Origin of the sequence: Pseudomonas sp. ANT_J28 (genome assembly GCF_008370005.1) — a bacterium.
Classification (GTDB): domain Bacteria; phylum Pseudomonadota; class Gammaproteobacteria; order Pseudomonadales; family Pseudomonadaceae; genus Aquipseudomonas; species Aquipseudomonas frigoris.
In genome coordinates, this window is the sequence record NZ_VOBM01000005.1 from 155,928 (window position 1) to 178,773 (window position 22,846).

A 22,846-nucleotide genomic window follows, 5' to 3' on the forward strand; every position below is an offset into this window, starting at 1 on the left:
GAATGAAGCCGTTCGCCTCCCGTTATCTGCTCCTTGTCGCATTTTCGCTGCTACTGGGCGCTTGCCAAAGCACGCCACCGGCGGCCACCGAGGCTACCGGTGCACGGGCCACGGCCATCGCACAGCTGGAACAAAGCCTCGCCAGCAGTGAGCTGGCGACTGCCGAAGATCAACTCGCTGCCTTGCAGGCTGAGTCGCCCAACGATCAATCCCTTGAGCAATACCAGCGGCAACTGGCCGAAGCCTATCTGCGCCGCAGTCAGATCGTGCTGCAAAAAGGTGATGTGAATGCTGCCGCGACGGCGCTGGCCCGGGCCCGGGCGTTGATGCCCAAGGCTCCGGCGCTGACCGGAGGGGTCAACAACGCCATCGTCAATGCCCGTAAAGCCGAGCTGGATAGAGCCGAAGCTGCGCTCATGGCTGCCGAAGCCAAGCCACAGGCCAAAGTCATTGATCCGACGGCTGAAAGCACCACGGTTGCGTTGAACCTGACTGATATGACCAAACTTCGTCGTCAACTGGATGCGATCGCCGCCGATGTGGTGAATTACCAATGTGATGTGAGTATTCAGGCGCCACGCACCCAGGACTTCCCTTGGTTGACCACGTTGCTGACCAAACGCGTGAAGAAGCTCGATTCGGATTTTGATCTGAATCTGGAGAAGCAGATTCTGCGCAACGTTCCTGCGCAGATGGTTCTGAGCCCGCGTAAACCTTAAAAGCATCGCGAGCCGGCTCCGGGCGGCGTTCCGACGAAGGCGTCCCTGCCATCGATACAAAACGTTAGGCCGGAATCGCCTTGGCTTTCGGCTCCCTGTCCCACACCCGATGCTGCCCGATCGCGGCAAAAAACGGTTTGATCAACTTCACATCCGTACCCACAATCAACCCCGCATCAGCCTCCAGCTTCAACACATCCAGCAACTGTTTGGCCTCGCCCTGCAGCGCAATCGCTTTCAAGTGCTTGTACGCCTCCAGCACGTAATGCAGCGCCACGCCGTCAGTGCTCAACGCCTTGATCGACGCCGCGCCACCGGGCACAAACACCGCATCGAACGCCACCGAAGGCAAGCCTTCCATTGACGCATCGACCGGTAATGCTTTGCCATCGGCGGTGGTCACAGGAGCAGACGTCGGGCCGAGCAGTTTGGCGTGCGCACCTTCGGCCTTCAGCGCTTTCTTCATGGCATCAATCGCTGCACCATCGACGCCATTGGCTGCCAGGATTGCCACTTTGCGGGTTTTGATATCCGCCGGCAGCAAGTTGGCCTGGCTCAGGGCCGGCGAGTGATCCAGTGAGGTTTTGCGTACTTCGACCGTCCCGGCGTTGGGCGCGGGCAACCCCAGGTTCTGCGCCACGCGTTTAGCCAGTTCCAGATCAATGTTGGCCAGAATCTCATTCACTTGGCGCGTGCGGATGAACTCCCGCTCAACCTTGCCCAACTCGAAGCTGTAAGCCGAGATGATGTGCTCCTGCTCGTGCTTGCTCATGCTGTGGAAAAACAGCCGTGCCTGGGAGAAGTGGTCGCTGAAGGATTCGCTGCGCTGACGGATCTTGTTGGCGTCGATGCGCTCTGGATAACTTTCGAAACCGCCATCCTGGGCTGCCGGCGGTGTTTCTTTCGGCCAACCGCTATCAATGGAGTTCGGCTCGTAGGACGCGCGGCCCTTGTCGATGGTGGAACGATGCAACGCGTCCCGTTGACCATTGTGGAACGGTGCCACCGGGCGGTTGATCGGGATCTCGTGAAAGTTCGGCCCACCGAGTCGGCTGATTTGCGTATCGGTGTAGGAAAACAACCGACCTTGCAGCAATGGATCGTTGGAAAAGTCGATCCCCGGCACGATATGCCCAGGGCAGAAGGCGACCTGTTCGGTTTCGGCGAAGAAGTTGTCGGGGTTACGGTTGAGGGTCATTTTGCCCAACGGGGTGATCGGCACCAGTTCTTCCGGGATCAGCTTGGTCGGGTCGAGGATGTCGAAGTCGAATTTATGTTCGTTTTCCTCCTCGATGATCTGTACGCCCAGTTCCCATTCCGGGTAGTCGCCCATCTCGATCGACTCCCAGAGATCGCGACGGTGGTAATCCGTGTCTTTACCGGCGAGTTTCTGCGCTTCATCCCACACCAGCGAACAGGTCCCGGCAGTGGGGCGCCAGTGGAATTTGACGAAGCGCGATTTACCTTCGGCATTGATCAGGCGGAAGGTGTGCACGCCGAAGCCTTGCATGCTGCGCAGGCTTTTCGGGATCGCCCGGTCGGACATGGCCCAGATCACCATGTGCGCCGACTCCGGTACTAGAGAGACAAAATCCCAAAAGGTGTCGTGAGCTGAACCGCCGGTGGGCATCTCATTGTGCGGCTCGGGTTTCACCGCGTGCACGAAGTCAGGAAACTTGATCGCATCCTGAATGAAAAACACCGGCATGTTGTTGCCCACCAGGTCGAAGTTGCCTTCGTCGGTGAAAAACTTCACCGCGAAACCTCGTACGTCCCGCACGGTATCGCCCGACCCACGAGGGCCCTGCACCGTGGAGAAACGGACGAAGACCGGGGTTTTTTGGCTTGGGTCTTGTAGGAACCCGGCCTTGGTCAGCACGGAATGGGTTTCATAGCTCTGGAAGTAGCCGTGAGCACCGGTGCCGCGGGCGTGGACGATGCGCTCGGGAATGCGTTCATGGTCAAAATGCGTGATCTTTTCACGCATGATGAAATCTTCCAGCAACGATGGCCCGCGGGCGCCGGCTTTCAACGTGTTCTGGTTGTCCGAGACTTTCACGCCCTGGTTGGTGCGCAGGGCCTGTTCAGTGGCGTCCGAGCGAAATTGCTCCAGGCTGTCGAGCTTGGCATTGGTGTTTCCGCGGTCCGGAGTATCGGTCCCGGCCAGTGCGCTTTTGGTTGTGGCAGGTTTTTTAGTACTCATCAGACAAAACTCCTCGTTGCGATTCCCGCCGTAGCCAGGACTCTTAAGCAATACCCCAGGCACGGACCGGGGGCGTTTTCGAGTTGCCTAATTAGTGACTGATGACGTTTTGCGCCGTTCCTTTTTTCTAACCTTTGATCGCGTTATTGCCAAATGGAAGGTTGAATGCGGAATAAATGCTAATAACCTCTATACGGACAGGCTAAAATGCGCGCCCGGCTAACCGCTGACCCTTTTCCAACGCGCCCCACAAGGTTCGCTACGTGATCGAGTTTCAAAACGTCCACAAAACTTACCGCGTTGCCGGTAAGGATATTCCCGCCCTGCATCCGACCAGTCTGACGATTGAGAACGGACAGGTCTTCGGTCTGATCGGCCATTCCGGTGCGGGAAAAAGTACCCTGCTGCGTCTGATCAATCGCCTGGAAGAGTCCAGTGGCGGCAAGATATTCGTCGACGGCGAAGAAGTCACCGCGCTCGACGCCAACAGCCTGCGACGCTTCCGTCAGCAAGTCGGGATGATTTTCCAGCACTTCAACTTGCTGGCGTCCAAGACCGTGGCCGACAACGTCGCGCTGCCACTGACCCTGGCCGGTGAGCTGTCGCGCAGTGAGATTGACCGGCGTGTCGCCGAATTGCTGAAGCGGGTTGGCCTGTCCGACCACGCCAAGAAGTACCCGGCGCAATTGTCCGGTGGCCAGAAGCAGCGTGTCGGCATCGCCCGTGCCCTGGCGACCAAGCCGAAAATCCTGCTGTGCGACGAAGCCACCAGCGCACTGGACCCGCAGACCACTGCGTCGGTCCTGCAATTGCTGGCCGAGATCAATCGCGAACTGAAGCTGACCATCGTGTTGATTACCCACGAGATGGACGTGATCCGACGGGTCTGCGACCAGGTCGCGGTGATGGACGCTGGCGTGATCGTCGAGCAAGGTTCGGTAGCCGAGGTGTTCCTGCATCCGAAGCACCCGACCACCAAGCGCTTCGTGCAAGAGGACGAGCAGATCGACGAAAGCGAACAGCGCGACGACTTCGCTCACGTTCCAGGCCGCATCGTGCGTCTGACCTTCCAGGGCGAATCGACCTACGCGCCATTGCTAGGTACCGTCGCCCGCGAAACGGGCGTGGACTACAGCATCCTGGCCGGTCGTATCGACCGCATCAAAGACGTGCCCTACGGGCAGTTGACCCTGGCCGTTACCGGTGGCGACATGGAAGCGGCGTTCGCCCACTTCACTGCAGCTGACGTCCACATGGAGGTCCTGCGCTAATGGAAGTCCTGGCAAGTTTCTTCGTCAACATCGACTGGTTCGAAATCTGGCTGGCCACCGGCGATACCTTTCTGATGCTCTTCGGTTCGCTGTTGTTCACCGTTTTGCTCGGTCTGCCCCTGGGCGTGCTGTTGTTCCTCTGCAGCCCGCGTCAGTTGCTGGAAGCCAAAGGCGTCTACGCGATGCTGTCGCTGGCGGTGAACATCCTGCGTTCGCTGCCGTTCATCATTCTGCTGATCGTGATGATTCCGTTCACGGTGTTGATCACCGGTACGTCCCTGGGTGTCGCCGGTGCGATTCCACCGCTGGTGGTGGGCGCTACGCCATTCTTTGCGCGACTGGTGGAAACCGCCCTGCGTGAAGTGGATCGCGGCATCATCGAGGCAACCCAGGCCATGGGCGCGACGACGCGGCAGATCATCACCAATGCCTTGCTGCCGGAAGCCCGCCCGGGCATCTTCGCGGCGATTACGGTGACAGCCATTACACTGGTGTCCTACACGGCGATGGCGGGTGTGGTCGGCGCAGGTGGTTTGGGCGACCTGGCGATCCGGTTCGGTTACCAGCGTTTCCAGCCTGATGTGATGGTCGTGACGGTGATGTTGCTGCTGGTGATCGTTCAGGTGCTGCAAACCGTTGGCGACAAGTTGGTTGTGCACTTCTCCAGGAAATAAAGAGTCCCGTAAATGACAATTGAGCCGGCCATTCGCTGGCAGGCGCCGAAGACCGGCGTCTCACAAGGAGTTAGCTGAATGAAAAAACTACTCGTAGCGCTCGCAGCCGTTGCAGCGTTCTCTGCTCAGGCCGATGAAACCCTGACCGTCGCGGCTACCCCGGTCCCGCACGCAGAAATCCTCGAATTCGTGAAACCGGCCCTGGCCAAAGAAGGCGTGGACCTGAAGGTCAAAGTCTTCACCGACTACATCCAGCCGAACGTGCAGGTGGCCGAAAAACGTCTGGACGCCAACTTCTTCCAGCACCAGCCGTACCTCGATGAATTCAACAAGGCCAAGGGCACCAACCTGGTGGCCGTTGCCGGTGTGCACCTGGAACCGCTGGGCGCTTACTCCAGCAAGTACAAAGCACTGACCGAGCTGCCAGGCGGCGCCAACGTGGTGATCCCGAACGACGCCACCAACGGCGGCCGTGCGCTGTTGCTGCTGGCGAAGGCTGGCCTGATCAAGTTGAAGGATTCGAACAACATCCTGTCGACCGTCAAAGACATCACCGAGAACACCAAGGACCTGAAATTCCGTGAACTGGAAGCCGCGACCATCCCGCGCGTGCTGACCCAGGTCGACCTGGCACTGATCAACACCAACTACGCGCTGGAAGCCAAGCTTGATCCGGCCAAGGATGCGCTGGTCATCGAAGGCAACGACTCGCCTTACGTGAACATCCTCGTTGCCCGTCCGAACGACAAGGACAGCGAAGCGATGAAGAAGCTGATTGCTGCCCTGCACAGCCCGGAAGTGAAAGCCTTCATCCTCGAGAAGTACAAAGGCGCGGTATTGCCAGCGTTCTGATCTGACAGCAATAAAAAACGGGGACGCATTGATTGCGTCCCCGTTTTTTTATGCCTGGAATACGGACCCTGTGGGAGCGGCGGTGCGACGATTCGACTTGCTCGCGAATGCGGTGTGTCATTCAGCATTTATGGCGGCTGATCCACCGCTTTCGCGAGCAAGTCGAATCGTCGCACCGCCGCTCCCACAATAGTTTTGTGTAGTTCACACTATTTGCGGGTAAGCATCACCGGCAACTGCGCCACCAATTTCACGTTGTTCAACGGGGCGCGAATGAACCCACGCTGCGTCCCGTCCGGCCCGATCACCGCCAGGTTGCCGCTGTGGTCGACGGTGTAGTTCGGCTTGCTGGTGTCCGCCGGAATGAACGGAATACTTACTGCGTTGGCCAGTTTCTGAATGTCTTCAACCGACGAAGCCGTCAGCCCTTGGAACTGCGGATCGAAGTAGCCCAGGTACTGCTTGAGCTGCTGGGGCGTGTCGCGGTTCGGGTCGATGCTGACCAGAATGATCTGCAACTTGGCCACAGCCTCTGGCGGCAGCTCGCTCTTGATCTGGCGCAGCTGGGCGAGGGTGGTCGGGCAGATGTCGGGGCAGAAGGTGTAGCCGAAGAACAGCAGCGACCATTTGTCTTTCAACGCGTTGACCGCCACCGGTTTACCGTCCTGATCGGTCATCGTCACGTCCGGCAGATTACGGCTTTGCGGCAGCAGGATGATCCCGGCGTCGATCAATGCTGTCGGATCGCCCTGGCCTTTACCGGACAGCACTTTGTTGATGGTCAGGCCTAGGACCAGCGCGATCAGGGCAACGAGGATGAAGACGGTTTTCTGGGTTCGAGTCATAGGTTCAACAGTAAGTAGTGGTCTACGAGCAGCGCGATAAACAGTAGGAACAAGTAGTAAATAGAGTACTTGAAGGTGTTGATCGCCGCGTGCGGCCGAGTGCCACGGTACAGCACCACGGCCCATTGCAGAAACCTCGCGCCCAGTCCCAGCGCGCAAATCAGGTAGAGCATGCCGCTCATGTGGATCACGTACGGCATCAGGCTGACGGCCAGCAGCGCAAAGGTATAAAGCAGGATGTGGACCTTGGTGTAGTGCTCGCCATGGGTCACCGGCAGCATCGGAATGTCGGCTTTGGCGTATTCCTCTTTGCGGTGAATGGCCAGCGCCCAGAAGTGCGGCGGGGTCCAGGCGAAGATGATCAACACCAACAGCAAGGGTTCGGCGCTGACATGACCGGTGGCGGCGGTCCAGCCGAGCAGTGGCGGGGCGGCGCCGGCCAGGCCGCCGATGACGATGTTCTGCGGCGTCGCGCGTTTCAGGAAACCGGTGTAGACCACCGCATAGCCAAGCAGCGAGGCCAGGGTCAGCCAGGCCGTCAGTGGATTGGTGAAGGCCAGCAGTATGGCTTGCCCAAGCACCGCCAATACCAAGGCAAACGTCAGTGCGGCCGCCGGCGAAACCCGGCCTTCGGCCAAGGGACGTTTGTGGGTGCGGGCCATAACCGCATCGATGCGTCGGTCCACCACATGATTCACCGCCGCCGCACCACCGGCACACAGCGCAATCCCCAGATTGCCGAACACCAGCACCGTCCACGGCACCCCGGCGCGGGTCGCGAGGAACATCCCCACCAGTGAGGTGATGAGCATCAGCACCACCACTTTCGGCTTCGTCAGCTCCAGGTAGTCACGCCAGATCGCTTGACTGTGACGTGCACCGATCAGAGTCGCCATGGCATCTCTCCTTTTATTGTTATGGGCCCGGCTGAGTGTTTGCGCGGACTGAACCGCCAGCGTGCAGGGGGTTGCTGCTTGACCCGAACCAGACTGGTTCGCGCGTGATAATTGACCAGCACCATCGTCAGCAATAGCGCCGCGCCGCCCGCGTTGTGCGCGACGGCCACTGGCAGTGGCAGGTGAAACAGCACATTGCTGATGCCGAGGGTGATCTGCGCGGCGAGTGCGATCAGTACGAGCCCCGCCAAGCGAGTCATGCCGACCACCCTCAGTTGCCACGCCAAGCCGAGCAGCACCAGCGTAACTAACAATGCGCCGATGCGGTGAGTCAGATGAATCGCGGTGCGGGCATCGCTGTCCAGTTGCCCGCCGAGGTAATTGGGGCCGATGTGTTGAGTCAGGTGAAAACCGTTGGCGAAATCAGCCGGTGGCAGCCATTGCCCGTGGCAGGTCGGGAAGTCGATACAGGCCACCGCCGCGTAGTTGGCACTGACCCAGCCACCGAGGGCGATTTGCCCGATCACCAGCAGCAACCCGGCGGTCGCCCAGTACTGCAAACGCCGTGGCACGGTCAGCGCCGGCAACACGCCGGACAATCGCAACGTCAGCAAAAACAGCAGGCTCAACGTCGCAAAGCCGCCGAGCAAATGCCCGGTCACCACTTGTGGCCAGAGCTTGAGCGTCACCGTCCACATGCCGAATGCCGCTTGGGCAATCACCACCGCCAGCAGAAACAACGGCAACTTCACCGGTTGTCCCGGATGGCGACGATGAACCCAGGCACGACCCGCCAGCACCGAGATCAGCAGCCCCAGCGTACCGGCGAAGTAGCGGTGAACCATCTCGTTCCAGCCCTTATGGGCTTCGACGGGAGCGTCGGGAAAATGCAGTTCGGCGTGGGCCAATTGAACTTCGCTTTTCGGCACGCTGATAAAGCCATAGCAACCCGGCCAGTCCGGGCAGCCGAGGCCGGCGTGGGTCAGGCGGGTGTAGGCGCCGAGCAACACCACAATCAGTGCCAGCAAGGTGGCAAACAGCGCGAGGCGAAATCCAGGTTTGGCCATGACGATGCCCTTATCCGATGTTCGACAGTTTCAGCAAATGGCGCAGGTCGTTGAGCAGATCCTTACCCTTCACCGTCGGGTCGTAGCGCAGCACCAGATTGCCATGCGGATCGATGATCCACAGCTGCGGCACAGCCTTGTCGCCGACAGTTTTATGGAAGTCGGTCAGGCTCAGTGGATAGCGCTGCAATTGAGGATACTCGCGCGTCAGCTTGGCGTCGTATTCACTGCTCAGCGGTTGTGCCGTGGCCAAGGCATGACTGGCGCGCCCGGCATCACGGCCGAGGCCGATCTGGATCTGCCGCGCCAGGTACACCAGTTGCTGACAGTCCACCGAGCAATCCTTGGGCGCGGTCACCAGTATCTGCCAACGATCCTCCTGCGCCTGCACGCCGAGGTCGGCGCGGGTCTGGCCGTTGCCGATCAGTTCGCCGTGATAGCTGCGACCTTCCGGTACCCAGAACTGCAATTTGTACATGCCGGTGGCGAGGATCATCGGACCGATCACCCCAAGCAGGATCAGCAGTAACTGCAAGCGACCTTTGCGCCGACTCGCCGGCGTTTTCGCCTCAGACATGTTGGGTGGATTCATGGCCGCTCCCATGGTGTTTCTCCTTTGCGTTGTGCCAGCCGAGATAGAGATAAAGGCCAAACAGGGCGATCGACATGGCGAACCACTGCACGGCATAAGCCAGGTGTTTTTCCGGCCCCATGGCCACCACCGGCCAATCGGCCTGGTAGGACGCGGGGCCGTTTTCTGCGCGTAATTCGTAGGTAAAGCCTTCACGATCCAGCGCCGTCCAGAGCCTGGCCGGTTCAACTGCGGTAACCAGTTGTGGCCACGTGGTGGTATTCGGGTCGGCGTGCAATTGGAAGGTGGCGCCGGGGGAGACGTAGACCCAGGCAACGAGACTCAAGGCCTGAGTCGGTGTGGTGAATTGCGGTGGGGTGCGGCGATCCGGCCACGGCAGCCAGCCGCGATTGATCAACAACCAGAGCCCGGTCGCCTGATCCTGAAACGGTTGCAGCAGTTCGACGCCAACCTTGCCGTCGCGCTGACGGTTATCCAGCAACAGGCTGTGGGCGGCATCGAACTGGCCGTGCAGGTGAACCCGGCGGAAGGCCGGATCTGCGATGTGTTGCAGCTCGGTGCTGGCCATCGGTTCGGCGGCACGGCGCTCGGTGTAGCTTTGCAGCAGCGCGCTTTTCTCTGCGCCCCGGCTCAATTGCCAGAACCCGAGTGACACCAGCATGGGCAGCAACAACGCGACCACCAGGGTCGGTACGATGCCCGGCCGAAAACGCTTCATGGCGTCGCCAGAAAGTCGCTAGTCGCGATAGCTATACTCAAGTGCATCGCCTTCCCCCCGGAGTCTCACCATGCTCAAAGCAGCCATCGTCCTGATGCTGATTGCCACGGTTGTCAGCCTGTTCAGCGGCCTGTTTTTTCTGGTCAAGGACGACAGCAGCTCGAACCGCCTCGTCATTGCCTTGAGTGTTCGTGTTGCGCTGGCCGCCATTACCGTCGGCTTGATTGCCTGGGGTTTTTTCAGCGGCCAGTTGGTCTCTACTGCGCCTTGGTAAAGCCTCAGAGCACGTAGACGAAAACGAACAGACCGATCCACACCACGTCCACGAAGTGCCAGTACCAGCTCGCCGCTTCAAACGCGAACTGGTGATCGGCGTCGAAGTGCCCGCGCATGATCCGCATCAACATCACAAACAGGATGATGGTGCCGATGGTCACGTGGGCGCCGTGGAAGCCGGTGAGCATGAAGAAGGTCGCGCCGTAGATGCCCGAACCGAGCGTCAGGCCCAGTTCGTGGTAGGCATGCATGTATTCTTCGGCCTGAAAACCAAGGAACGCGCAGCCCAGTAACACGGTGAGCGCCAGCCAGATTTTCAGCGCGCCGCGATGGCCCTTTTTCAAGGCGTGGTGGGCGATGGTCACGGTGATGCTAGAACTCACCAGCAAAACGGTATTGAGCAGCGGCAGGCCCCAGGGACTGATGACTTCCTTGGGCGGCGGGAAGAGTTGCGGGTCAGGGGTGTGCAGCAATGGCCACGCAAACTGGAAATTCGGCCAAAGCATATGAGCGATGCCTTTGACCCCTTCACCCCCGAGCGCCGGGCCGGAAATGTTACGCACATAAAACAGTGCGCCGAAGAAGGCGATGAAGAACATCACCTCCGAAAAGATGAACCAGCTCATGCCCCAGCGGAACGAGCGATCCATCTGTGCGCTGTACAACCCTTGGCGGCTTTCCTTGATCACCGTACCGAACCAGCCGAACAGCATGTAGGCCACCATCAGGCCACCGACGAAAAAGATCAGCGGGCCGTGGGACTCCGGCCGCGCCGCCTTCAGGTCATTGAACCAGGTGGCCAGGCCGAACACGGTGACGAACATACCGACCGTGGCAATGATCGGCCATTTGCTCTGTGCCGGAACGTAATAATGTTCATGAGTTGCCATTTATTGTTCTCCTTATCGGGCACGCTTTAACGCCTAGCCACCGGTGTTTGCAGCAACAGCAGTGGGTGGATGACGTGCGGTGATATCGAACAGCGTGTAAGAAAGCGTCAGGTGCTTCACATCCTTGGGCATGTCACGGTCAACGATGAAACGTACCGGCATCTCGATCCGTTGACCGGGCTGCAGCACTTGCTGGGTAAAGCAGAAACATTCGGTCTTGTGGAAGTACGCCGCCGCGGCGCTGGGCGCGATGCTCGGAACCGCCTGGGCGCTCATCGGGCGATCGGTCGGGTTATGGGCGATGAAAATCATCTCGTTCACCGCTCCCGGATTAGCCGTCAGCTCATCGCTCTTGGGGTAGAAATCCCAGGACATGTCGGCGGAGTTGGTCGACAGGAACTGCACGCGGACCTGCCGCGAGGTGTCGACCGTTTGCTCACCCTCGTACTGTCCGCCGGTCTTGCCGTTGATGCCGAACGCCTTGCACATCACGTCGTAGATCGGCACCAGGGCAAACCCGAAGACAAACATCGCCACCACCACCAGCAACAGGCGCGTGACCAGTTTCTTCAACGAAATAGAGTCAGCCACGGTGCAAGCCCTCCACACAAAACCCTGTGGGAGCGGGCTTGCTCGCGAAGCAGACGCTGCGGTCCGTCAGACAAACTGCGTTATCGTTCTTCGCGAGCAAGCCCGCTCCCACATAGGGCAAGGTGTTCATTTCACTTCCGGCGGCGTGGTGAAGGTGTGATACGGCGCCGGTGACGGAATACTCCATTCCAGGCCTTCGGCCCCATCCCACGGTTTGGCCGGTGCTGGCGGGCCACCACGGATGGTCTTGATCACGATGAACAGGAAGAAGATCTGCGTAGCGCCGAACATGAACGCGCCGATCGACGACACCATGTTGAAGTCGGCGAATTGCAGGTTGTAGTCGGGAATTCGCCGCGGCATGCCCGCCAGCCCCACGAAATGCATCGGGAAGAAAGCCATGTTCATGCCGATGAACGAGAGCCAGAAGTGCAACTTGCCTAGGGTTTCGTCGTACATGTGGCCGGTCCATTTCGGCATCCAGTAGTAGGCCGAAGCGAAGATCCCGAAGATGGCTCCCGGCACCAGTACGTAGTGGAAGTGCGCGACCACAAAGTAGGTGTCCTGGTACTGGAAGTCCGCCGGGGCGATGGCCAGCATCAACCCGGAGAAACCGCCGATGGAAAACAGGATCACGAACGCCACCGCAAACAGCATCGGTGTCTCGAAGGTCAGCGAGCCTTGCCACATGGTGCTGGCCCAGTTGAACACCTTCACTCCGGTCGGCACCGCGATCAGCAGCGTGGCGTACATGAAGAACAACTCGCCCACCAACGGAATGCCGACCACGAACATGTGGTGCGCCCAGACGATGAACGACAGGAACGCGATACTCGCCGTCGCATAGACCATCGAGGTGTAGCCGAACAGCGGCTTGCGTGAGAAGGCCGGAATGATCGAGCTGACGGCACCGAAGGCCGGCAGGATCATGATGTACACCTCGGGGTGACCGAAGAACCAGAACACGTGCTGGAACAACACCGGGTCACCGCCACCGGCGGCACTGAAGAAGCTGGTGCCGAAGTGGATGTCCATCAGCATCATCGTCACGCAGCCGGCCAGTACCGGCATCACCGCGATCAGCAGGAACGCGGTAATCAGCCAGGTCCAGACGAACAGCGGCATTTTCATCAGCGTCATGCCGGGGGCGCGCAGGTTGAGGATGGTGGCGATCACGTTGATCGCGCCCATGATCGAACTGATCCCCATCAAGTGGATGGCGAAGATGAAGAAGGTCACGCTTTCCGGCGCGTAGGTCGTCGACAGCGGGGCGTAGAACGTCCAGCCGAAGTTCGGTCCGCCGCCGGGGGTGAACAGGGTCGATACCAGCAGGATGAACGCCGCCGGCAATAGCCAGAAGCTGAAGTTGTTCATCCGTGGCAGGGCCATATCCGGCGCGCCGATCATCAACGGGATCATCCAGTTGGCGAGGCCGACGAACGCCGGCATCACCGCACCGAAGACCATCACCAGACCGTGCATGGTGGTCATCTGGTTGAAGAATTCCGGTTGGACGATTTGCAGTCCTGGCTGGAACAACTCGGCACGAATCACCATCGCGAACGAGCCGCCGAGCAAGAACATGGAGAACGCGAACCACAGGTACAGCGTGCCGATATCCTTGTGGTTGGTGGTCAGGACCCAGCGCATCAGGCCTTTGGCGGGGCCGTGGGCGTGGGCGGTGCCGATATGAACATGGTCATCGACTACAACAGTCATGTCCTGTCTCCTGCAAACAGATGGGCTGGGCAGGCCGGGGCGCGATGCCCCGACTGGTTCCTTACGTGCGCAATAGACCGGGTCATTTGCTTTCCGCCTGTTTCAGCTCCAGCACTTCTTTAGGGGTGACCATGTCGCCCTTGTCGTTGCCCCAGGCGTTACGTTCGTAGGTCACGACCGCTGCGATATCGACTTCCGAGAGTTGCTTGCCGAACGCCGCCATCGCGGTGCCGGGCTTGCCGTGGAAGACAATGCTCAGGTGCCCTTCTTTCGGTCCGGTAGCGATTTTCGAGCCCTTGAGCGCCGGGAACATCGGCGGCAGGCCCTGACCTTCGGCCTGGTGACAGGCGACGCAGGTGGTGTGATAGATCTTGTCGCCGCGCTCTTTAAGCTCGTCGAGGGTCCATTCCTTGCTGGTCAGCTCTTTGAGCTGCAGGGCTTCAGCCTTGCGCTCGCCCAGCCATTTTTCGTAATCGGCCTTTTCCTTGACCTCGACCACGATGGGCATGAAGCCGTGGTCCTTGCCGCACAATTCGGCGCATTGACCGCGGTAAATGCCGGGCTTGTCGACGCGGGTCCAAGCTTCGTTGACGAACCCCGGAATCGCATCACGCTTGACCGCAAAGGCCGGCACCCACCAGGAATGGATGACGTCGGCGGAAGTCACCAGGAAGCGCACCTTGGCGCCGATCGGAAGCACCAAAGGCTTATCGACCTCAAGCAAGTAGTGTTCGCTCTTGGCTTCCTTGTTGTGGATCTGATCGGCGGGCGTGGTCAGGTTGCTGAAGAACTCAACGTCCTGGCCCAGGTATTTGTAGTGCCACTTCCACTGATAGCCGGTGACCTGGATATCGATATCCGGCTCACTGGCGTCGTACATCTTGATCAGGGTTGCGGTCGCGGGAACCGCCATGGCCACCAGGATCAGGAAGGGCACGATGGTCCAGAGGATTTCAACGGTGGTGCTTTCATGAAATTTTGCGGCCACCTGCCCGGTCGAGCGGCGGTGGAGAATCATCGACCAGAACATGGCGCCGAAGACGATGATGCCGATCACTACACAGATCCAGAAAATGGTCATGTGCAGGTCAAATACTGCGTGACTGATTTCAGTCGCTCCAGGCGCCATATTCACAGTCCAGGCCGCTTGTGCCTGACTGAAAATCGACCACAACAGGAGGCCCATCCAGACATGTGGATGTCGCATCATTGCGGGTTCCCCTTATCGTTCTTGTTATCCCGCCGGCTTTCACCTGCGGCAAGGGAGCGGCTTTTTCAGACTACGAACTTGAATCGCCGAGCCTTGCTGCGTGTGCAGTCGGGCGTCATCAGCTAACTCCATTCCCACCCGAGTATAGCCAGCGACTGCCACCTCGCAATGTGAGGGCGTAAATCATCTGAAACAGCTGGGACTTGCGTTCCAGGGCACGAATGGAGAAGGATGCAGACGAGTGGCGGCAAACCGGTATAACTTTGATGTCTCAAGGATGAAATAATTATGACAAATGCGTCTTAGCATTTTTCGTATGCCAGCTAAGTTATGTCTTCCCTATTTCATTGCCTTTGTTTCCTGGAGTTTTCATGAACACCGCCGCATTGCGCGAGCAGATCCAAAAAGCCCAACAACACGAAGCCGAAACCGGCCAGCTGACTCGTCAGCTGGAAACTCAACTGCCACACCTTCACTCCGCCATCCAATTGCCGGATGTCGACGCCAACGGCGTGATGACGCGTTTTGTGGCCGCGTATATAGAGCAAGTGCCGGACCTGCTGGACGCAGCCAATGAAGTCGCCAGGGAAGCGGGTATCGAATCACAGATCAAACCGGTGCTGAAAATCGCCGAGCAGTTCTTCCTTCAGCCGCCGGCGATCATGGCCGGTCACGTCGGTCTGGACAGCCTGCTGGACGAAGCCTATCTGGCACACCGCCTGGTCGAAGAGGTCAATGACCTGTACATCAAGCATTTTGGCCAGCCGCTGATCCCACTGGACACGACTGTTGCCAACCTGATTGCCCACCAACTGATCGGCGAGGAGTTCGCCAATCAACTGGATGAGGCGGTGCATCTCGCCGTGGACGAGATGCTCAACGAAGACAGTTTCGCGCTGGAGTCAGTGGAAGCCTACCGCGAGAAACTCAACAGCCCGGACACCGGCGCTGCGTGGAAGCGCTGGCCGTGCCTGTCGCGCCAACTGGGTGTAGGCCTGGAGCTGGATCAGCCAGCGGCTTGATCCAACGGTAGGAATCGAATCCCTGTGGGAGCGAGCCTGCTCGCTCCCACAGTGGCTTTCCTATCCCGCAGAGCCGACGCCTGTCGTGGTCCGCAATCGCCCCTCCAACCTGCGCTTCAACCCCCGCGCTTCAATCAACAGTTTTGATCCCTTGGCCGCATTGGCCCGACCCCATTCCTCCAGCAACTCCAGACACGAGTGATCGATGTAGCTCAGGTTATTGAGCGGCACATGCACCGTCGCGCCTGCCGGAATGGTCCCCAGCACTTGGGTCAGCGCCGGCACTTTGAGGAAGGTCGCCGCACCTATCAATCGCAACTCCATTTCGCCGTCCTTGGGCAGATCGATCAGGCTGATTTTCAGCCGCGAAGCCTTCCAGGCCAGCTTGGCCAGGGTCAGGCCGAAGCCGATCAGCACGCCAGTCAGCAGGTCGGTGAAGATGATTGCCAGAGCGGTCGCCGCGTAGGTGAACATCGGCATCCGGCCATATCGGCCCAAACCGCGGAAGGCCTTGAGGTCGACCAGTTTGAAACCGGTATAAACCAGAACGCCCGCCAGGCTCGCCACCGGAATGCTTTGCAGCACGAGGGACAGCAGCAACACGAAAGCCAGCAACCACAGGCCGTGGAAGATCGCCGACAGTCGCGTGGTGGCGCCGGCCTGGACGTTGGCCGAACTGCGCACGATCACGCCGGTCATCGGTAGCGCGCCGAGCAGACCGCAAAGCATGTTGCCGACGCCTTGAGCCGACAATTCCTTGTCGAAGTCTGAGCGCTGGCCGCTGTGCATGCGGTCCACCGCGGCGGCGGAGAGCAGGGTTTCGGCGCTGGCGATGAAGGCCACGGCAAACGCGGCGATCAGCAAGGTCGGGTCAGCCAGATTGAGCAGATCTGCAGGTTTCAACCAGTCGATGGCTTCCGCCAGGTTGGCCGGGACTTCCACTCGTTTGACCTGCAAGGCGAGCACCAGGCTGGCGACGGTCGCCAGGCCTACACCCAGCAATGCGCCGGGAATGAAGCGCAGGGAATGGGGGCGGAATTTCTCCCACAACCACATCACCGCAATCGTCGACAGTCCGAGCAACCCGGCTTGCCAACCCAAGGACGGCAAGGCCTGGACGACGGCCGCCGGGAAGGCTGCCAGGTTATCCAGCCCGGAAGGCTTGGGCACGGCATCAAGCATCACATGCACTTGCGACAACACGATCAGTACACCAATCCCGGCGAGCATGCCGTAGACCACGGCCGGCGCCGTGACCCGAAACCAGCAGCCGAGCTTCAAACGCCCGGCCACCAATTGCAGAAAACCGGCCAGCAGCAGGATGGGCCCGAGCATGGCGATACCGTGTTGGCGCACCAGTTCGAACACCAGAACCGCCAAACCGGCTGCCGGGCCGCTGACTTGCAGTGGTGAACCGGCAATCCAGCCCACCACCAAACCACCGATGATCCCGGTGATCAAACCCTTGGACGGCGGCAGCCCCGAGGCGATAGCGATGCCCATGCACAAGGGCAGGGCGACGAGAAATACAACCACGGACGCCAGCAGCTCCCGTGGCAGAACAGCTTTAAGTTGAGCAGCACGCATGGTGACTCTCCCGAAGTTTTCTTCAGGCGTGGCGAAGCCAGGCTGCCTGATCGGCAGCCTCGGCTAAACCACACAATGATTTAGGAAGATTTAGAAGCGCGCTTTAGGCGTCGCCACCGGAATCGGATGGCTGCCATCGAGCGGCAGGAAACAACCCTTGTCCGCGTCGTAAGCTCTGATTTGGCTGGTTTCGATGTTGTAGATCCAACCATGGATAAACAGCTGACCATTGGCCATGCGCGAGGCTACCGACGGGTGCGTGCGCAAATGTTGCAGCTGAGCGATCACATTCTCCTCGGTGAGGACGTGCATGCTTTCGTTTTCGTCAGCGCAATGGCAGTTTTCCTGGACCATGGTTTTTGCCACTTCGACATGACGCAGCCAGGCTTTGACCGTCGGCATTTTTTCCAGGCTTTGCGGGTTGAGCACCGCGCGCATCGCGCCACAGTCGGAGTGCCCGCAGATGATGATGTGCTGCACGCCGAGGGCCAGTACCGCGTATTCGATTGCCGTGGAAACACCGCCGTTCATTTGCCCATAAGGCGGCACAACGTTGCCGACGTTACGGGTCACGAACAGGTCGCCAGGGGCGCTTTGGGTGATCAGCTCAGGAACGATGCGCGAATCGGCGCAGGCGATGAACATCGCTCTGGGGCTCTGGGCCGTGGCGAGTTTTTTGAAGAGTTCTTCCTGCTGTGGAAAAACTTCGTGATGAAAATGCAAAAAGCCGTCAACGATATGCTGCAGCGCTGCATCGGCGGTTTCCGCCTCTGGTTGGGCTGAAGCCGACGCAGCCAACGGCTGTTTATCCTTGTCACTCATGATTCATCCTCTTTGGCGGAGTCAGGGAATTTTCCCGTTTTGTCCGGTGTGAAGCCAGTGGCTGTATAAAAAACATCCGGGCCGAGAATCTCGCCCCGTCAGTCACTCGATGAACAAGGTAGCGGCCGAAACTTAACTCAAACTGAATAAAACGCTCTAGAACGTGTGTTCCAAGTCACAGAGAACGTGACCAGCGTAGTGGCAAAGTGTATTTCACACTACTCAACCATAGGCCAATTGTCCTCAAATCAACGACATCTGGCGACCCGGCGGACAGAAGGCTTCGCAGTCCAGATTGAAACCTTCCCGATGATTGAGCCCCAGACGTTTGATGGTTTTGGCAAAGCGTTGCGCCAGCAGATCGGCAAACGGCCCTTCGCCGCGCATCCTGGCACCGAAGCGACTGTCGTAGAGCTCGCCACCACGGCTCTGACGAATCAGGCTCAACACATGAGCGGCACGCTGAGGATAGTGGGTCGCCAGCCATTCTTCGAACAGCGGCGCAACTTCCAGCGGCAGGCGCAGCATCATGTAGGCCGCACTTTGCGCCCCCACGGCATGAGCTTCGGTGAGCAGGCTTTCGAGTTCGCTGTCGTTGATCATCGGAATCATCGGTGAGCACAGAACGCCCACCGGAACTCCCGCTTCACGCATCACGCGGATCGCCCGCAACCGAGCCTTGGGTGCAGCCGCGCGCGGTTCGAGGATGCGTTTGAGCTCATCGTCCAGGGTAGTGAGGCTGATCATCACCGCCACCAGCCTTTGCTCGGCGAGTTCGACCAGCAGGTCCAGATCCCGAAGAATCAGCGAGCCCTTGGTAATGATGGTCACGGGATGGCGATAGCGCAGCAGCACTTCGAGGGTTTTGCGGGTGATTTTGTGTTCGCGTTCAATCGGTTGATAAGGGTCCGTATTGGAGCCCAGATTGATCGGCGCACATTGATAGCCGCGCTTGGACAGTTGTTCTTCCAGCACATCGGCGGCGTTGGTCTTGGCGATCAGTTTGGTTTCGAAATCCAGCCCTGGCGACATGTCCCAATAAGCGTGGCTGGGTCGCGCGTAGCAATAGATGCAACCGTGCTCGCAACCGCGATAGGGATTGATCGAACGATCAAAGGGCAAGTCCGGCGAGTTGTTGCGAGTGATGATGGTTTTCGCCGTTTCGATGCGCACCTCGGTGCCTTGGGTGATCGGCGCTTCCTGATACCAGCCGTCATCCTCGGCCACCGAGCGATTCGGCGCGAAACGGTTGTGCGGGTTGGTGGCGGTGCCGCGGCCGCGTGGCGGAAGAGGAGTGGACATCGACGGATACTCGGTAGCTGTATGAACATACAGTACATTACGCTGAATGCCCATGCCAGCACCGCTCGGCGCCCTGTCCTTGATACCAGCGCTTCAAAGGTATGGCCGTAAGTCCCTTATGGAGGCAAAAGAAGAACTACGCCTCAACCCCAATGAATAAATCAAGGTTGCTTGGAATTGGCTGATTGATCAATAAAGCAATCTGCTGAACCTCCTCAGTTGTTAGCAACCATTCTCCGCTAGCCATTTCGTTCAGACTTTTATGGCCGAGAAGTTTAACGATTTGGTCATTAAAGGAGGCATTCAGATCAAGTTCAAATTTAAGCGAATCATCTTCGGCACTGTCAGGCAGAAATCCGCTAATACAAAGGTACATAAAAACTCCTATTTCTCTACTTTTCGACCGGGTTTGGCTGGCTTGTTTTGTTCGCCCGTGACAGGGTCAAACTCTCCTAAATGCTTGCCTTGTTTATCGTACATTTCAACAGCCCCGTGCTGACTATCCAACTCGTAAATACGACCCTTACCATCCTTCCAATGTTTGCGAGCCCCGTCGCCACCTTGAACCCTTGTTCGTTAGGTTCCCAAGTAGGAATTGCCCAGATATCAATAACCCGTGGATTTGTGATTGACATGCAGTACTACGCCTCGACACCAATGAACACATCAAGATCAAGCGGAATGGGTTCGTTGATCAACGCGGCAATCTGCTTAACTTGATCCGTTGTTAGCAACCACTCTCCACTTGCCATCGCGTTAAGGCTTTTATGCCCCAGTAGAGAAACAATCGACTGTTCAAATATTGGTGATACTTTCACCTCGTATTTCAATGAAGTGTCTTCATTGTCGCCAGGCAAAAAGCCAGTGATACACAGATACATAAGAGCTCCTATTTTTCTACTTTCCGACCCGGTTTAGCGGGCTTAGTCTGCTCACCCGTTTCAGGGTCGAACTCGCCCAAGTGATTGCCTTGTTTGTCGTACATTTCTACCGCGCCATGCTGGCTGTCCCACTCATATATACGACCTTTACGATCTTTCCAGCGTCTACGTTGCCCGCCTCCGCCTTGGACATTTCCTTTTGATTTGTCTTTCGCAGCATCAGGAAAAGCAGTTAACCGTCCCGGCGCCGGGTGATAGCCATGGTCACCTGAGACGCTCAGCGAAATGTAAATCGGCTGAATACCGGTGCCAGGAAACGAGATGATTGCGTCTTGGTAGTCTGGCGGGTGCTTCGGGTTGACCAATATCTTATTGGCCTGTTCGGTCGGCGGATACACCCACACAGGCGGTAACTGTGGCGCGCCTTCAAGCGCAGGAATACCTAGCACACCGTCAGGGCTAGCCGCTGGCGTCCAAGTGAGCCCAATTCCGTTGCCAATGTCAGCAACGTAATTCTCACCGTCTTTCTTGCCCTCGATGACAGGGACATTTTCCCAGTCCTTTTTGCCACCCGTGTAGAACCCGTAAACATTTACTGAGCCATTCGGCAAGGTCTTCGCATTGACACGGACACGTGTACGGCCAGCATCAAGCGTTGCGTACTGTCGTGTAGAAGGCACTGTCTGGTGAAATGCTGGTGTTTGGTATCAGTAACGCAACGGTACCCAAAGCAGCGCCAGCAACAACAACTGTTGATCCTTCCAGCAAAGTGAGTGCAAGTGAACCGCCAAGACGTTGAGCAATTGCACTGCCAGTAGCAGACCCACCCACCATTTGCAGTGGAGTGCCTTGGGCGGTAATAGCTGCCCCAGTCCCAAGCACAGCCCACATTCCGTAGTCGGCCAGTTTCTCGACAGGCACAAATCCGGCTGGGTTGTTGTGATTGATTACGCCGTCAGGGAGGTTACAGCTCTTGGCGAACACACAGCCGAAGGTTGGAGCATTCGCCGTTGGCGTTTTAGAGGCTTCGTTCCGTCTGGCCTCATCACGAGCCAATCCTTGTTCATACCGAAGTGTATCTGCCTGTTGACGGCGGATGTCCTCCTGGGTGGGTTTGCGGGCTCTACAAATGGGGCAGCCACACATAGTAAAGCTTCCATACTTCGATGAAAAAAACACCCTAACGGAGGGTTCAAAAACTGGCTGTAGGAAGGCTCCCAAAAACAGTAAGGAATATTCCCTATGTGCCTTGTCATTTACTGGGGGCAAAGGATGACTGGTGGGTGGCGGTAGCGATGGCGGTGCTGCGAGGGGAAGAGGAGTGGAGATAAAAACGCCTCGATACTGGTTTTATATGCAGTCTCGAGGCGTTGCTCATCTGGCTAGTGCCGCTGGGAGATCAGTTCTTCTGAGTGACCTGACCCAGATCGTCGCCCGAGGTGGTTTTCAGATCATCCTTGCGCAAGTCGGCCACGGTACTCGCCTTGACCGGCTCACCCTTGTTGCCCCAGCTGCTGCGGATGAAACTGACCACATCCGCCACTTCCTGATCCGACAAGCGCCAGGCGAATCCCGGCATGGTAAAGGTCGAGGGCGCCGTATGAGTCGCCGGCAACGTACCGCCCTTGAGCACGATGTGAATCAGCGACGTCGGGTCGTCCGACTGCAACACCGGGTTGCCTGCCAGCGCCGGGAACACTTTGGTGTAGCCATGGCCATCGGTACGGTGACAGGCCGCGCAGTTGTCGATGTACACCGAAGCGCCAGGCTTGCTGTCGTCCCCGTTCCACAGCGCCTGTGCGACCTGTTTGTCGTACTGGTGCGGCTGATCATTGGGATCATTCGCCGGCAAGGACTTGAGGTAACGGGCAATCGCGGTCAGATCGTTGTCGGTCATGTACTGCATGCTGTGCGTCACCACATCACTCATGCCTCCAAACACCGCGCTACGATAGCTGCGACCGGTCTTGAGAAACTGCACCAGTTGTTCTTCGCTCCAGCTGCCGAGGCCATTCTTGTGATCGCCGCGCAGACTTTTCGCAATCCAGCCTTCCAATGGCGCACTGCCTGACAGAAATGCGCTGCCTTCGCCTGCATTCAGGGCTTTTTCCTGCATGGTCAGGGCTCGCGGCGTATGGCACGCGCCGCAATGTCCGAGGCCTTCCACCAGATAAGCCCCACGACTGACCACGGCATCTTCGCCGGGTGCCGCTTTGTAGTCCGCCACAGCCGGGGCAAACATCCAGCGCCAGCCTGCAAGCGGCCAGCGCATGCTCAAAGGCCAGGGAATGTCGCTGGCCTTGTTCTCCTGAGCGACAGGCGCTACGCCATGCATGAAGTCGGCGTACAAGGCTTTCATGTCGGTTTCGTTGACGCTGGCGTAGGACGGATAAGGCATCGCCGGGTACAAGGTACTACCGTTTTTGGCGACACCATGACGGACGGCTTTGTCGAAATCCTCAAAGCTGTAGTCACCCAAGCCGGTTTTATCCGGCGTGATATTGGTGGAGTAGATCGTCCCGATCGGTGTTTCCATCGGCAGGCCACCGGCGAACGGCTTGCCGTCCTTTGCGGTGTGGCAGGCCACGCAGTCACCCGCGCGGGCCAGGTACTCGCCTTGTTTGATCAGGTTTTGATCAATTTCTGCGGCGTTGACCGAGCCACAGCCGAGCAACGTCAGGGTCGCGATAACAAGTGCTTTCATGGTCA

Annotated in this window: 22 protein-coding genes and 2 pseudogenes; 6 read left to right on the forward strand and 18 right to left on the reverse strand. The window is 58.4% G+C overall.

Going from position 1 to position 22,846, the window contains the following annotated elements; translation table 11 throughout:
- The first annotated feature begins 2 nt into the window (after positions 1 to 2).
- On the forward strand, positions 3 to 719 hold the full coding sequence (locus FQ187_RS04920; RefSeq protein WP_149628617.1) for a PA5502 family lipoprotein: 717 nt from the start codon (positions 3 to 5) through the stop codon (positions 717 to 719).
- A 64-nt stretch (positions 720 to 783) separates the two neighbouring features.
- Here FQ187_RS04920 and katE read toward each other — a convergent pair whose 3' ends face one another.
- The gene (gene katE, locus FQ187_RS04925; protein WP_149628618.1) at positions 784 to 2,922 is read right to left on the reverse strand and encodes a catalase HPII; all 2,139 of its coding nucleotides are present in this window, start codon (positions 2,920 to 2,922) and stop codon (positions 784 to 786) included.
- Positions 2,923 to 3,185: 263 nt separating this feature from the next.
- Here katE and FQ187_RS04930 point away from each other — a divergent pair, with 263 nt between their 5' ends.
- From FQ187_RS04930 to FQ187_RS04940, 3 genes are all read left to right on the forward strand, one after another.
- Entirely contained in the window at positions 3,186 to 4,193 is a 1,008-nt protein-coding gene (locus FQ187_RS04930; RefSeq protein ID WP_149628619.1) for a methionine ABC transporter ATP-binding protein, read from the forward strand.
- Positions 4,193 to 4,867 carry a methionine ABC transporter permease gene (locus FQ187_RS04935; RefSeq protein WP_149628620.1) on the forward strand — a complete coding sequence of 225 codons (675 nt, stop codon included), beginning with the start codon at positions 4,193 to 4,195 and terminating at the stop codon, positions 4,865 to 4,867. Before FQ187_RS04930 ends, FQ187_RS04935 begins: the two co-directional genes overlap by 1 nt.
- A 78-nt stretch (positions 4,868 to 4,945) precedes the next feature.
- The gene (locus FQ187_RS04940; RefSeq protein ID WP_149628621.1) at positions 4,946 to 5,719 is read left to right on the forward strand and encodes a MetQ/NlpA family ABC transporter substrate-binding protein; all 774 of its coding nucleotides are present in this window, start codon (positions 4,946 to 4,948) and stop codon (positions 5,717 to 5,719) included.
- A 209-nt stretch (positions 5,720 to 5,928) separates the two neighbouring features.
- Here the strand turns inward: FQ187_RS04940 and FQ187_RS04950 are convergent, their stop codons facing one another.
- The 5 genes from FQ187_RS04950 to FQ187_RS04970 are packed head-to-tail and all read right to left on the reverse strand — an operon-like array spanning position 5,929 to position 9,837.
- Positions 5,929 to 6,564 (reverse strand): SCO family protein, encoded by a 636-nt coding sequence (locus FQ187_RS04950; protein WP_149628622.1) that lies wholly within the window; start codon positions 6,562 to 6,564, stop codon positions 5,929 to 5,931.
- On the reverse strand, positions 6,561 to 7,460 hold the full coding sequence (gene cyoE, locus FQ187_RS04955; RefSeq protein ID WP_134421173.1) for a heme o synthase: 900 nt from the start codon (positions 7,458 to 7,460) through the stop codon (positions 6,561 to 6,563). Before cyoE ends, FQ187_RS04950 begins: the two co-directional genes overlap by 4 nt.
- Positions 7,448 to 8,527 (reverse strand): heme A synthase, encoded by a 1,080-nt coding sequence (locus FQ187_RS04960; protein ID WP_149628623.1) that lies wholly within the window; start codon positions 8,525 to 8,527, stop codon positions 7,448 to 7,450. Before FQ187_RS04960 ends, cyoE begins: the two co-directional genes overlap by 13 nt.
- 10 nt (positions 8,528 to 8,537) lie before the next feature.
- Complete coding sequence (locus FQ187_RS04965) at positions 8,538 to 9,131, reverse strand: hypothetical protein (protein ID WP_149628624.1); 594 nt, start codon at positions 9,129 to 9,131, stop codon at positions 8,538 to 8,540.
- Positions 9,097 to 9,837: an SURF1 family protein gene (locus FQ187_RS04970; protein ID WP_149628625.1), complete on the reverse strand. Its 741-nt coding sequence runs from the start codon at positions 9,835 to 9,837 to the stop codon at positions 9,097 to 9,099. Before FQ187_RS04970 ends, FQ187_RS04965 begins: the two co-directional genes overlap by 35 nt.
- A 70-nt stretch (positions 9,838 to 9,907) precedes the next feature.
- On the opposite strand from FQ187_RS04970, the gene FQ187_RS04975 reads away from it, so the two are divergent.
- Positions 9,908 to 10,111, forward strand: a complete 204-nt coding sequence (locus FQ187_RS04975) for a twin transmembrane helix small protein (protein ID WP_094469789.1) — start codon at positions 9,908 to 9,910, stop codon at positions 10,109 to 10,111.
- A gap of 4 nt (positions 10,112 to 10,115) precedes the next feature.
- Here the strand turns inward: FQ187_RS04975 and FQ187_RS04980 are convergent, their stop codons facing one another.
- From FQ187_RS04980 to coxB, 4 genes are all read right to left on the reverse strand, one after another.
- Positions 10,116 to 11,003: a cytochrome c oxidase subunit 3 gene (locus FQ187_RS04980; RefSeq protein WP_149628626.1), complete on the reverse strand. Its 888-nt coding sequence runs from the start codon at positions 11,001 to 11,003 to the stop codon at positions 10,116 to 10,118.
- A 33-nt stretch (positions 11,004 to 11,036) separates the two neighbouring features.
- The gene (locus FQ187_RS04985; protein ID WP_149628627.1) at positions 11,037 to 11,594 is read right to left on the reverse strand and encodes a cytochrome c oxidase assembly protein; all 558 of its coding nucleotides are present in this window, start codon (positions 11,592 to 11,594) and stop codon (positions 11,037 to 11,039) included.
- 126 nt (positions 11,595 to 11,720) lie between these two features.
- Entirely contained in the window at positions 11,721 to 13,313 is a 1,593-nt protein-coding gene (gene ctaD, locus FQ187_RS04990; RefSeq protein ID WP_149628628.1) for a cytochrome c oxidase subunit I, read from the reverse strand.
- A gap of 82 nt (positions 13,314 to 13,395) precedes the next feature.
- Positions 13,396 to 14,523 carry a cytochrome c oxidase subunit II gene (gene coxB / locus FQ187_RS04995; RefSeq protein WP_149628629.1) on the reverse strand — a complete coding sequence of 376 codons (1,128 nt, stop codon included), beginning with the start codon at positions 14,521 to 14,523 and terminating at the stop codon, positions 13,396 to 13,398.
- A gap of 371 nt (positions 14,524 to 14,894) precedes the next feature.
- Between coxB and FQ187_RS05000 the strand changes: the two genes are divergently transcribed.
- The gene (locus FQ187_RS05000) at positions 14,895 to 15,545 is read left to right on the forward strand and encodes a hypothetical protein (protein ID WP_149628630.1); all 651 of its coding nucleotides are present in this window, start codon (positions 14,895 to 14,897) and stop codon (positions 15,543 to 15,545) included.
- Positions 15,546 to 15,605: 60 nt separating this feature from the next.
- Here FQ187_RS05000 and FQ187_RS05005 read toward each other — a convergent pair whose 3' ends face one another.
- From FQ187_RS05005 to FQ187_RS05040, 8 genes and pseudogenes are all read right to left on the reverse strand, one after another.
- Positions 15,606 to 17,132 (reverse strand): SulP family inorganic anion transporter, encoded by a 1,527-nt coding sequence (locus FQ187_RS05005; RefSeq protein ID WP_149628631.1) that lies wholly within the window; start codon positions 17,130 to 17,132, stop codon positions 15,606 to 15,608.
- Positions 17,133 to 17,222: 90 nt separating this feature from the next.
- Positions 17,223 to 17,954, reverse strand: a complete 732-nt coding sequence (locus tag FQ187_RS05010) for a carbonic anhydrase (RefSeq protein ID WP_149628632.1) — start codon at positions 17,952 to 17,954, stop codon at positions 17,223 to 17,225.
- Positions 17,955 to 18,197: 243 nt separating this feature from the next.
- Positions 18,198 to 19,256 (reverse strand): PA0069 family radical SAM protein, encoded by a 1,059-nt coding sequence (locus FQ187_RS05015; RefSeq protein WP_149628633.1) that lies wholly within the window; start codon positions 19,254 to 19,256, stop codon positions 18,198 to 18,200.
- A 136-nt stretch (positions 19,257 to 19,392) separates the two neighbouring features.
- Positions 19,393 to 19,632 (reverse strand): pyocin S6 family toxin immunity protein, encoded by a 240-nt coding sequence (locus FQ187_RS05020; protein WP_149628634.1) that lies wholly within the window; start codon positions 19,630 to 19,632, stop codon positions 19,393 to 19,395.
- A gap of 8 nt (positions 19,633 to 19,640) precedes the next feature.
- Positions 19,641 to 19,832, reverse strand: a pseudogene (locus FQ187_RS05025) (colicin E3/pyocin S6 family cytotoxin); the annotation flags it as partial.
- A 65-nt stretch (positions 19,833 to 19,897) separates the two neighbouring features.
- Positions 19,898 to 20,137, reverse strand: coding sequence for a pyocin S6 family toxin immunity protein (locus tag FQ187_RS05030; protein ID WP_149628635.1), 240 nt, complete (start codon positions 20,135 to 20,137; stop codon positions 19,898 to 19,900).
- An 8-nt stretch (positions 20,138 to 20,145) separates the two neighbouring features.
- Positions 20,146 to 21,283: pseudogene (locus FQ187_RS05035) on the reverse strand (colicin E3/pyocin S6 family cytotoxin).
- 253 nt (positions 21,284 to 21,536) lie between these two features.
- On the reverse strand, positions 21,537 to 22,841 hold the full coding sequence (locus FQ187_RS05040) for a cytochrome c (RefSeq protein ID WP_149628636.1): 1,305 nt from the start codon (positions 22,839 to 22,841) through the stop codon (positions 21,537 to 21,539).
- Positions 22,842 to 22,846 lie beyond the last annotated feature (5 nt).

Coding starts and splice junctions, on each gene's coding strand:
- FQ187_RS05015 (WP_149628633.1), bottom strand. CDS start 19,256: ATGTCCACTCCTCTTCCGCCACGCGGCCGCGGCACCGCCACCAACCCG.
- FQ187_RS05000 (WP_149628630.1), top strand. CDS start 14,895: ATGAACACCGCCGCATTGCGCGAGCAGATCCAAAAAGCCCAACAACAC.
- FQ187_RS05040 (WP_149628636.1), bottom strand. CDS start 22,841: ATGAAAGCACTTGTTATCGCGACCCTGACGTTGCTCGGCTGTGGCTCG.
- coxB (WP_149628629.1), bottom strand. CDS start 14,523: ATGATGCGACATCCACATGTCTGGATGGGCCTCCTGTTGTGGTCGATT.
- FQ187_RS04940 (WP_149628621.1), top strand. CDS start 4,946: ATGAAAAAACTACTCGTAGCGCTCGCAGCCGTTGCAGCGTTCTCTGCT.
- FQ187_RS04970 (WP_149628625.1), bottom strand. CDS start 9,837: ATGAAGCGTTTTCGGCCGGGCATCGTACCGACCCTGGTGGTCGCGTTG.
- FQ187_RS05005 (WP_149628631.1), bottom strand. CDS start 17,132: ATGCGTGCTGCTCAACTTAAAGCTGTTCTGCCACGGGAGCTGCTGGCG.
- FQ187_RS04965 (WP_149628624.1), bottom strand. CDS start 9,131: ATGGGAGCGGCCATGAATCCACCCAACATGTCTGAGGCGAAAACGCCG.
- FQ187_RS04950 (WP_149628622.1), bottom strand. CDS start 6,564: ATGACTCGAACCCAGAAAACCGTCTTCATCCTCGTTGCCCTGATCGCG.
- FQ187_RS05030 (WP_149628635.1), bottom strand. CDS start 20,137: ATGTATCTGTGTATCACTGGCTTTTTGCCTGGCGACAATGAAGACACT.
- FQ187_RS04980 (WP_149628626.1), bottom strand. CDS start 11,003: ATGGCAACTCATGAACATTATTACGTTCCGGCACAGAGCAAATGGCCG.
- FQ187_RS05010 (WP_149628632.1), bottom strand. CDS start 17,954: ATGAGTGACAAGGATAAACAGCCGTTGGCTGCGTCGGCTTCAGCCCAA.
- FQ187_RS04935 (WP_149628620.1), top strand. CDS start 4,193: ATGGAAGTCCTGGCAAGTTTCTTCGTCAACATCGACTGGTTCGAAATC.
- katE (WP_149628618.1), bottom strand. CDS start 2,922: ATGAGTACTAAAAAACCTGCCACAACCAAAAGCGCACTGGCCGGGACC.
- FQ187_RS04960 (WP_149628623.1), bottom strand. CDS start 8,527: ATGGCCAAACCTGGATTTCGCCTCGCGCTGTTTGCCACCTTGCTGGCA.
- FQ187_RS05020 (WP_149628634.1), bottom strand. CDS start 19,632: ATGTACCTTTGTATTAGCGGATTTCTGCCTGACAGTGCCGAAGATGAT.
- cyoE (WP_134421173.1), bottom strand. CDS start 7,460: ATGGCGACTCTGATCGGTGCACGTCACAGTCAAGCGATCTGGCGTGAC.
- FQ187_RS04920 (WP_149628617.1), top strand. CDS start 3: ATGAAGCCGTTCGCCTCCCGTTATCTGCTCCTTGTCGCATTTTCGCTG.
- ctaD (WP_149628628.1), bottom strand. CDS start 13,313: ATGACTGTTGTAGTCGATGACCATGTTCATATCGGCACCGCCCACGCC.
- FQ187_RS04975 (WP_094469789.1), top strand. CDS start 9,908: ATGCTCAAAGCAGCCATCGTCCTGATGCTGATTGCCACGGTTGTCAGC.